General features: G+C 41.1%; 6 protein-coding genes and 1 pseudogene. 1 reads left to right on the forward strand and 6 read right to left on the reverse strand.

Annotated features, from left to right (window positions below):
* Nucleotides 1-44 precede the first annotated feature (44 nt).
* From ACH2DQ_RS03825 to ACH2DQ_RS03835, 3 genes are all read right to left on the reverse strand, one after another.
* Nucleotides 45-1,094 (reverse strand): AI-2E family transporter, encoded by a 1,050-nt coding sequence (locus tag ACH2DQ_RS03825; protein ID WP_394911045.1) that lies wholly within the window; start codon nucleotides 1,092-1,094, stop codon nucleotides 45-47.
* 272 nt (nucleotides 1,095-1,366) lie between these two features.
* Nucleotides 1,367-2,074, reverse strand: coding sequence for an RluA family pseudouridine synthase (locus ACH2DQ_RS03830; protein WP_394911044.1), 708 nt, complete (start codon nucleotides 2,072-2,074; stop codon nucleotides 1,367-1,369).
* A gap of 23 nt (nucleotides 2,075-2,097) precedes the next feature.
* Nucleotides 2,098-2,679, reverse strand: a complete 582-nt coding sequence (locus ACH2DQ_RS03835) for a tRNA (mnm(5)s(2)U34)-methyltransferase (RefSeq protein WP_394911043.1) — start codon at nucleotides 2,677-2,679, stop codon at nucleotides 2,098-2,100.
* A gap of 311 nt (nucleotides 2,680-2,990) precedes the next feature.
* On the opposite strand from ACH2DQ_RS03835, the gene ACH2DQ_RS03840 reads away from it, so the two are divergent.
* Entirely contained in the window at nucleotides 2,991-3,926 is a 936-nt protein-coding gene (locus ACH2DQ_RS03840; RefSeq protein ID WP_394911042.1) for a calcium/sodium antiporter, read from the forward strand.
* A gap of 135 nt (nucleotides 3,927-4,061) precedes the next feature.
* Here the strand turns inward: ACH2DQ_RS03840 and ACH2DQ_RS03845 are convergent, their stop codons facing one another.
* From ACH2DQ_RS03845 to ACH2DQ_RS03855, 3 genes and pseudogenes are all read right to left on the reverse strand, one after another.
* On the reverse strand, nucleotides 4,062-4,814 hold the full coding sequence (locus ACH2DQ_RS03845; protein WP_394911041.1) for a hypothetical protein: 753 nt from the start codon (nucleotides 4,812-4,814) through the stop codon (nucleotides 4,062-4,064).
* 13 nt (nucleotides 4,815-4,827) lie between these two features.
* Nucleotides 4,828-5,583 (reverse strand): hypothetical protein, encoded by a 756-nt coding sequence (locus ACH2DQ_RS03850; RefSeq protein ID WP_394911040.1) that lies wholly within the window; start codon nucleotides 5,581-5,583, stop codon nucleotides 4,828-4,830.
* Nucleotides 5,584-5,594: 11 nt separating this feature from the next.
* A pseudogene (locus ACH2DQ_RS03855) lies at nucleotides 5,595-6,079 on the reverse strand (ABC transporter ATP-binding protein); the annotation flags it as partial.

Here is a 6,079-nt window from a genome sequence, read left to right on the forward strand (position 1 = left end):
GATGCTGTGTCAGGCAAGTATAACCCGGGGAAAACAGGCAATTTCTACTCTTCAATTCCTTCCCCTCTTTTCATTTCCTTGTAAATCTCCACAATAGCCAGTAAAGTCAACGGTCCCAGTATTACTCCCGCGACTCCGTATATACAGATTCCTGCATACACAGCAACTGCAATTACAATGGGATAAACACCTAGTTTTTTTCCAATCATTTTAGGCTCCAGAAACTCCCTGGTGGTATTTGCAACAAAAAATAATGTAGCATACGCGGCGGCATGTACAAAATCACCCTGGAGTGCACAGACTAATGCCCAAGGTATCAAAATGGTACCTGTACCGATAAAAGGGAGTGCATCTGATACACCGATCAGCAATCCCACCAGCAGCGCATAAGGATATCGGATAATCCATAAGCCTGCAACACATATCACAGATACGATACTCATTATAATAAGCTGTGCTTTAAAATAGGCACCTCCAAGTCCCCAGAGGCGGTTTAGCACTGTTGCTGTCCTGCGGTACAGCTCATACTTCTTAAGTTTATCGTGAATTTCATCGTAGTCCTTAAGTAACAGCAGAACAGATACAAATAATGCAAAAAACAGCCCGGCAGCTTTTACAAAACCAAGCAGATACTGCAGGGAATAATTAAACATATCCGGTACAATATAGACCTGGAGGCGGTCTGTCATTACTTCTATATTCTGATAGACGAAGTCTTCGATTGCCTCTGCCTGAATCCCCAAAGTCTGTTCCATAGCAGAACAGCAGTTGCCCAAAATCAACCTGAATTCTTTTTCATAGCTGTCCAGATTGCTGACAATAGCCTTAATCTGGGCAAACAACTGAACCGTTAAATAATACAGACCCACAATCAGCAAAATAGAAAAAAAGCCCAGAACAATCGCCGCCAGCCATTCTTTTTTTAATTTTATTTTGCGCTGCAGCCGTTTCACAAACGGATTCAGTATCCGAACGATGATATATGCAATAAAAAAAGGGGCTACAAATGGCAGCAGATATTTCATTCCTATGAATACCGCAATTGCAATCCCTATGACAATCAGTACTTCTTTATATTTCTCTGCTCTGCCCATCCTTTCGCCCTCCTGTAGTCTAAGATCAGTGTGCGCTGAAAATGAATTTCGCGTCACACTAATTTGTTTACTGCTGTACTAGGATGTGCAGATTAACTTTCATTATTCATTATTGGAGAACAGACAACTGGTACTACTGGCAATAACCGACATGTCATTATCTGGTGTTAAATTTGGAACAAAAGCGTTTCAAACTACTTATTAATGCATTCCACAGACCCGTCAGCGCTATGCAGGGGAATAAGTTCGTAATAAAACGCATTACAAACATTCTATTGGTGCAATACCGCCGATCCGTCTACGGTATGCTGAGATATAAATATGGAAAATGCATCACCTTTTGGTTCACTGGAAAAAACCATCTGCTGTTTTGTTTTTGGATGAATAAAGCTTAATTTGCAGGCGTATAATCCAATCGTAGTTTTTTGTCCGCTGTCTGCTTTGGGATTGTATTTCTTATCACCCAACAATGGCGTTCCGGCTCCTGCCATCTGCACCCTTATCTGATGATGGCGCCCGGTAATCAGATGAATTTCCAATAATGACAGTTCTTCCTTTTCATCTAAAACCGTATAATGCAACTCCGCCTTTTTGGCTCCTTTTTGATCTTTTTTCACAATCCGGGAGGTATTGGTTTTTCCGTCCTTATATAAATAATCCACAAGTACCCCTGAATTTACAGGAAGTTTTCCACATACAACTGCCAGATACCGTTTATCCATTTCCCCGTTTCCGGTCTGTTTACTTAAAAAAGCTGCTGCAGAAGCTGTTTTTGCAAATACCAGTACACCTCCCACCGGCTGATCCAGCCTGTGGATCATTCCCAGATAAGGTTCTCCTTTTCCTTTATTTTGTGTGCTCAGATAATTTTTTATCCTGCTTTCCAGATCCATTGTGCCAATTCCGGCACTTTGTACCGCCACACCGGAAGGTTTTTCACATACCAGAATCTGGTCATCTTCAAAAATAATATTTAACATTAGGATTCCCTCTTTCTTCATTTTTATTTTTTAATAATAAATGCCGGTATAGGTGGATTGTTTTTCCGGTTATAATACTGATTTACGATTACAATGTATTTCTTCTCGTCCAAATCCTTCAAAAATAAAAGAACAGCATCCCGCTCTTCAAATCCGCTGTCACCTCCGCTATAAATGCAAAGACTCATGACACCGCCCTTTTTCAAAAGCTTTAACCCTTCCCCAATGGCTGCCAGGCTGGTCTCCGGTTTTGTTGCCAGAGCGTGGTCTCCGCCCGGCAGATAGCCAAAGTTAAAGCAGATAGCATCTGCACTTTCTTCTTCTGCATATTTACCCATGTTTACATGGCTGTCACAGATCAGCCTGGCACGGTCCTCCATGTGATTCCGAACAAGCATTTCTCTGGTATGATTCAGCGCCTGCTGCTGAATATCAAATCCAAGTACATGTCCACCTTCCTTTGCCAGCTCACAAAAGAACAGTGTATCATGTCCGTTTCCGGTTGTGGCATCGATATAAAATCCATTTTCCGGTACCTGAATCCGCAAGAGCTCCTGGCACCAGCTGGTAATTTGATAAGATTTTACTTTATGATTACTTTTCATGTTCTGCCTTTCTATTAGGGTTATCTATTACTGTTTTCTGATTTTATATCTAAATTTAATTATGATCTAACTTTGCATTATTTCTAAATTTTACTTTATTCTGATTTCTATTTTTACCTGATTCTAATTTTATTTTTAATTATATTCCGTAATTATTTTTCCAGTTGTTTTTTGCTTAATATAGGAAATAATAACATTGATCAATATTCTTGGCAATACTTCTGGATCATTATAAACTAATTAAGTAAAATTATTTGACAAAATTCTTGTAATTCAGTATGATGACAACAGGTCATTTAAGGAGGAAAAAAATGTTAACTTACATTCTGCTAATCATAGGATTTGTACTGCTTATAAAAGGCGCCGACTACTTTGTAGAGGGCAGCTCCAATATTGCAAGACTTCTCCGTATCCCCAGTGTCATCATCGGACTTACTGTCGTTGCGTTTGGTACAAGCATGCCGGAAGCTTCCGTCAGCATCACCGCTGCCATGGAAGCCCAAAACGAGCTGGCGCTGAGCAATGTCATCGGGTCTAATATTTTCAACCTGCTGGTTGTGGTAGGCGTGTGCGCAGCGATCAAACCAATGGGAATTACACGCTCCGTTTTAAGACGTGAATTTCCCTTTTCCATTGTAATAACCGTTATATTACTTCTGCTGTCAATGGACCATGAGGTAGGCCAGACAGATGGATGGATCTTACTTGCTTTCTTCGTGCTTTTCCTTATTTTTACTGTAAAAAGTGCATTAAAAAGCCGAAATGAAATACAGTCAGATCCTACGGAGGACATCAAACAGTTATCTCCCCTCTTAAGCGGTATCTGCATTATCGGCGGTCTGGCTGCCATCGTAATCGGGGGTGATCTGGTGGTGAACAGTGCCGTTTCCATAGCAGAATCTTTCGGACTCAGCCAGACACTCATCGGTCTGACCATTGTCGCACTGGGAACTTCCCTTCCGGAACTGGTAACTTCCATTGTGGCTTCCCGCAAGGGAGAAAATGATATTGCCCTGGGAAATGTGGTAGGATCTAATATCTTCAATATCCTTCTGGTATTAGGCGCATCTTCTGCGCTTCATCCGGTTGCAGTCAATCTGTTCTCTGTTTATGATATCATGATTCTGATCGCAGCCAGTATCGTTGTATTTGCTTTTGCACTCCAGCGCAAGATTCTGAATCGGATCGAAGGGTGGATTATGTTATTGGGCTATGCCGCATTTATGGGCTTTATTATTTTAAGATAACCCAGAGCGTGTTTTAAAATTGCTTTCTGGCAGCTGCACGCGCTGCTTTGTGATATACTTGCCTATGTCAATGAAAAAGAGACGCTTCAGCCAAATGAACAAATCCGTTCTGATTTTGGTTAAAGCGCCTCTTTTTTAATTTTGTACCGGGGATCTTAATGCGATCAGCACCGCTATGCCTCCAAATATTGCTGCCCCAATTAAAGTACTGAAAAACGACCATGCCGGGTTACCCGCCGTACCGCCAAGCAAAAGGGTCAGCATCCCCAAGAAGAATTTGGCTATTCTTCCACCGGCAGCATACACATCCAGAATCGGCAGGACAAGCAGCAGAAATACCGGAATCCCAATGCTGAGTAGTGTCTTTTGTACTTTACCCAGATTATAATACAACGCTCCGAAAAAATAGCCCAGCATGGTAAATAATATGACGAATCCCGCCCAGAAAAGAAGTTCTACTCCCAGCTTTTCCAAACCATTTTCCTGTTCCCAAAAAGAAGGATAAAGGATAGCGAAAACACTTCTTGCCTGCATGCGGCTGTCTCCCAAAGCTGCCAGTTCATAAACCAGTGAAACAAGCCTGCAGAGAACCGCTAGTATAATCCCGCTTAAAAGAGTATTTAGGATTCTTCCCGCTTCTATCAGTTTACGGCTGACATTGTTCTGCATCAGCATATGAAAATTTTCCCGGAAAGCATTTGCTCCCATAATAAATCCTGCCAACACTACCATGGACTCGTTTCGGAAATAAATTCCCTTATCTTCCATACCGCTGAGCTTTATTCCAACAAGATTTGCAACTTCTAGAAAAAGCAAAATTCCAAAAAACATAAAATAAGAAATTTTATAATCCCGAAACTGATATTGAAAAACTGATTTTAGTCTCATATCTTTTCTCCCTCTATTTCTGTACCTGTGCACGAATGATCAGCACATAGTTCACTATCCCCAGAAATACGATTCCAACTGCAAACGTTATCACTGCAATAAACGGATTCTGGCTCTTTTCCCCCATAATGCTCATCAAAAAGTTCGCTATATTTTTATACATTACCCCTTTTGTCAGTACCACATCAATGATTGGCAGTAAGATTACTACAAATACAGAGAGCCCAACGCCTAAAATAATCTTTGCTGTTCTGGACAGATGGTACAGCAGGGAACTGATGGCAAATCCGCACAAGGTAGCCAAAATGAGCGCCAGACTCCAATAAAGGATATTTGTGAAAAACAAAGGCAGCGCTGCCATTTCTCCCAGCATTTTCGGATACATCACCTGAAGAATGTTGATTTCTAATCTGATAGCATCATTGAAATGTACAATAATCTGGCAAATTAGAATAAGAATCATATTTAATAAAGCAAGCAAAATGCTGGTTATTATGGTAGTTAGAATTCTTCCGGTGAAAATGGTTTTTCTGGAAACCCCGTTTTGCACCATCAGCAGAAATCCTTCCTGGAAGCAGGAACACCCCATTACAAAACCAAATATAACAGTTCCAAATTCCAGGCCGTTAAAAGAACCGTCAGCACTAATCTGCCCGAATATAACCAATCCGCTGAAAAAGATAACCAGCGACAGTACTACAGCCGCATAACCTATTCCGGCGCTCAGGTACTCTCTCATCTGATATTTATATACCGACCACAGTTTCATATTCTTTCCCCCTAATTTGTCAACTGAATAAATAATTTTTGCAGATCCAATCCCGTTATCTCTAATCCCTCAGGAAGATTTGCCCGATCCGGCCTGCCAATTACATACGCTGTTTTTAAGCCTCCCAAAATGTCTGACCCGATTACTTCTTTCCCTCTTAAATACTTATCCACAAGTACACCGTTACCAGAAACCGTATAGCCCCTGCCAAGCAGGTCTTCTCTGGTTTCAGACCGGATTACCTGACCGTTTTTGATGATGACGATATCTTCAATCACGCTGGATACTTCTTCTATTAAATGGGTGGATATCACTGCAGTAAATGGATTTTCACTGTATTTCTCAATCAGAATCCGGTAAAACAACTCCCTGTGGTTTGCATCCAGACCCAGAACAGGTTCATCCAGGAACACATAGGGTACATTTACCGACAGTGCAATCACATTCTTAAAAATAGAAGTATAGCCAGTGGATAATCCTTTCACCTTCTTTTTCA

Source organism: Robinsoniella sp., from assembly GCF_034124845.1.

Excerpts from the sequence above, each read along its gene's own strand:
- ACH2DQ_RS03825 (WP_394911045.1), bottom strand. The coding sequence starts at position 1,094 with ATGGGCAGAGCAGAGAAATATAAAGAAGTACTGATTGTCATAGGGATT.
- ACH2DQ_RS03830 (WP_394911044.1), bottom strand. The coding sequence starts at position 2,074 with ATGTTAAATATTATTTTTGAAGATGACCAGATTCTGGTATGTGAAAAA.
- ACH2DQ_RS03835 (WP_394911043.1), bottom strand. The coding sequence starts at position 2,679 with ATGAAAAGTAATCATAAAGTAAAATCTTATCAAATTACCAGCTGGTGC.
- ACH2DQ_RS03840 (WP_394911042.1), top strand. The coding sequence starts at position 2,991 with ATGTTAACTTACATTCTGCTAATCATAGGATTTGTACTGCTTATAAAA.
- ACH2DQ_RS03845 (WP_394911041.1), bottom strand. The coding sequence starts at position 4,814 with ATGAGACTAAAATCAGTTTTTCAATATCAGTTTCGGGATTATAAAATT.
- ACH2DQ_RS03850 (WP_394911040.1), bottom strand. The coding sequence starts at position 5,583 with ATGAAACTGTGGTCGGTATATAAATATCAGATGAGAGAGTACCTGAGC.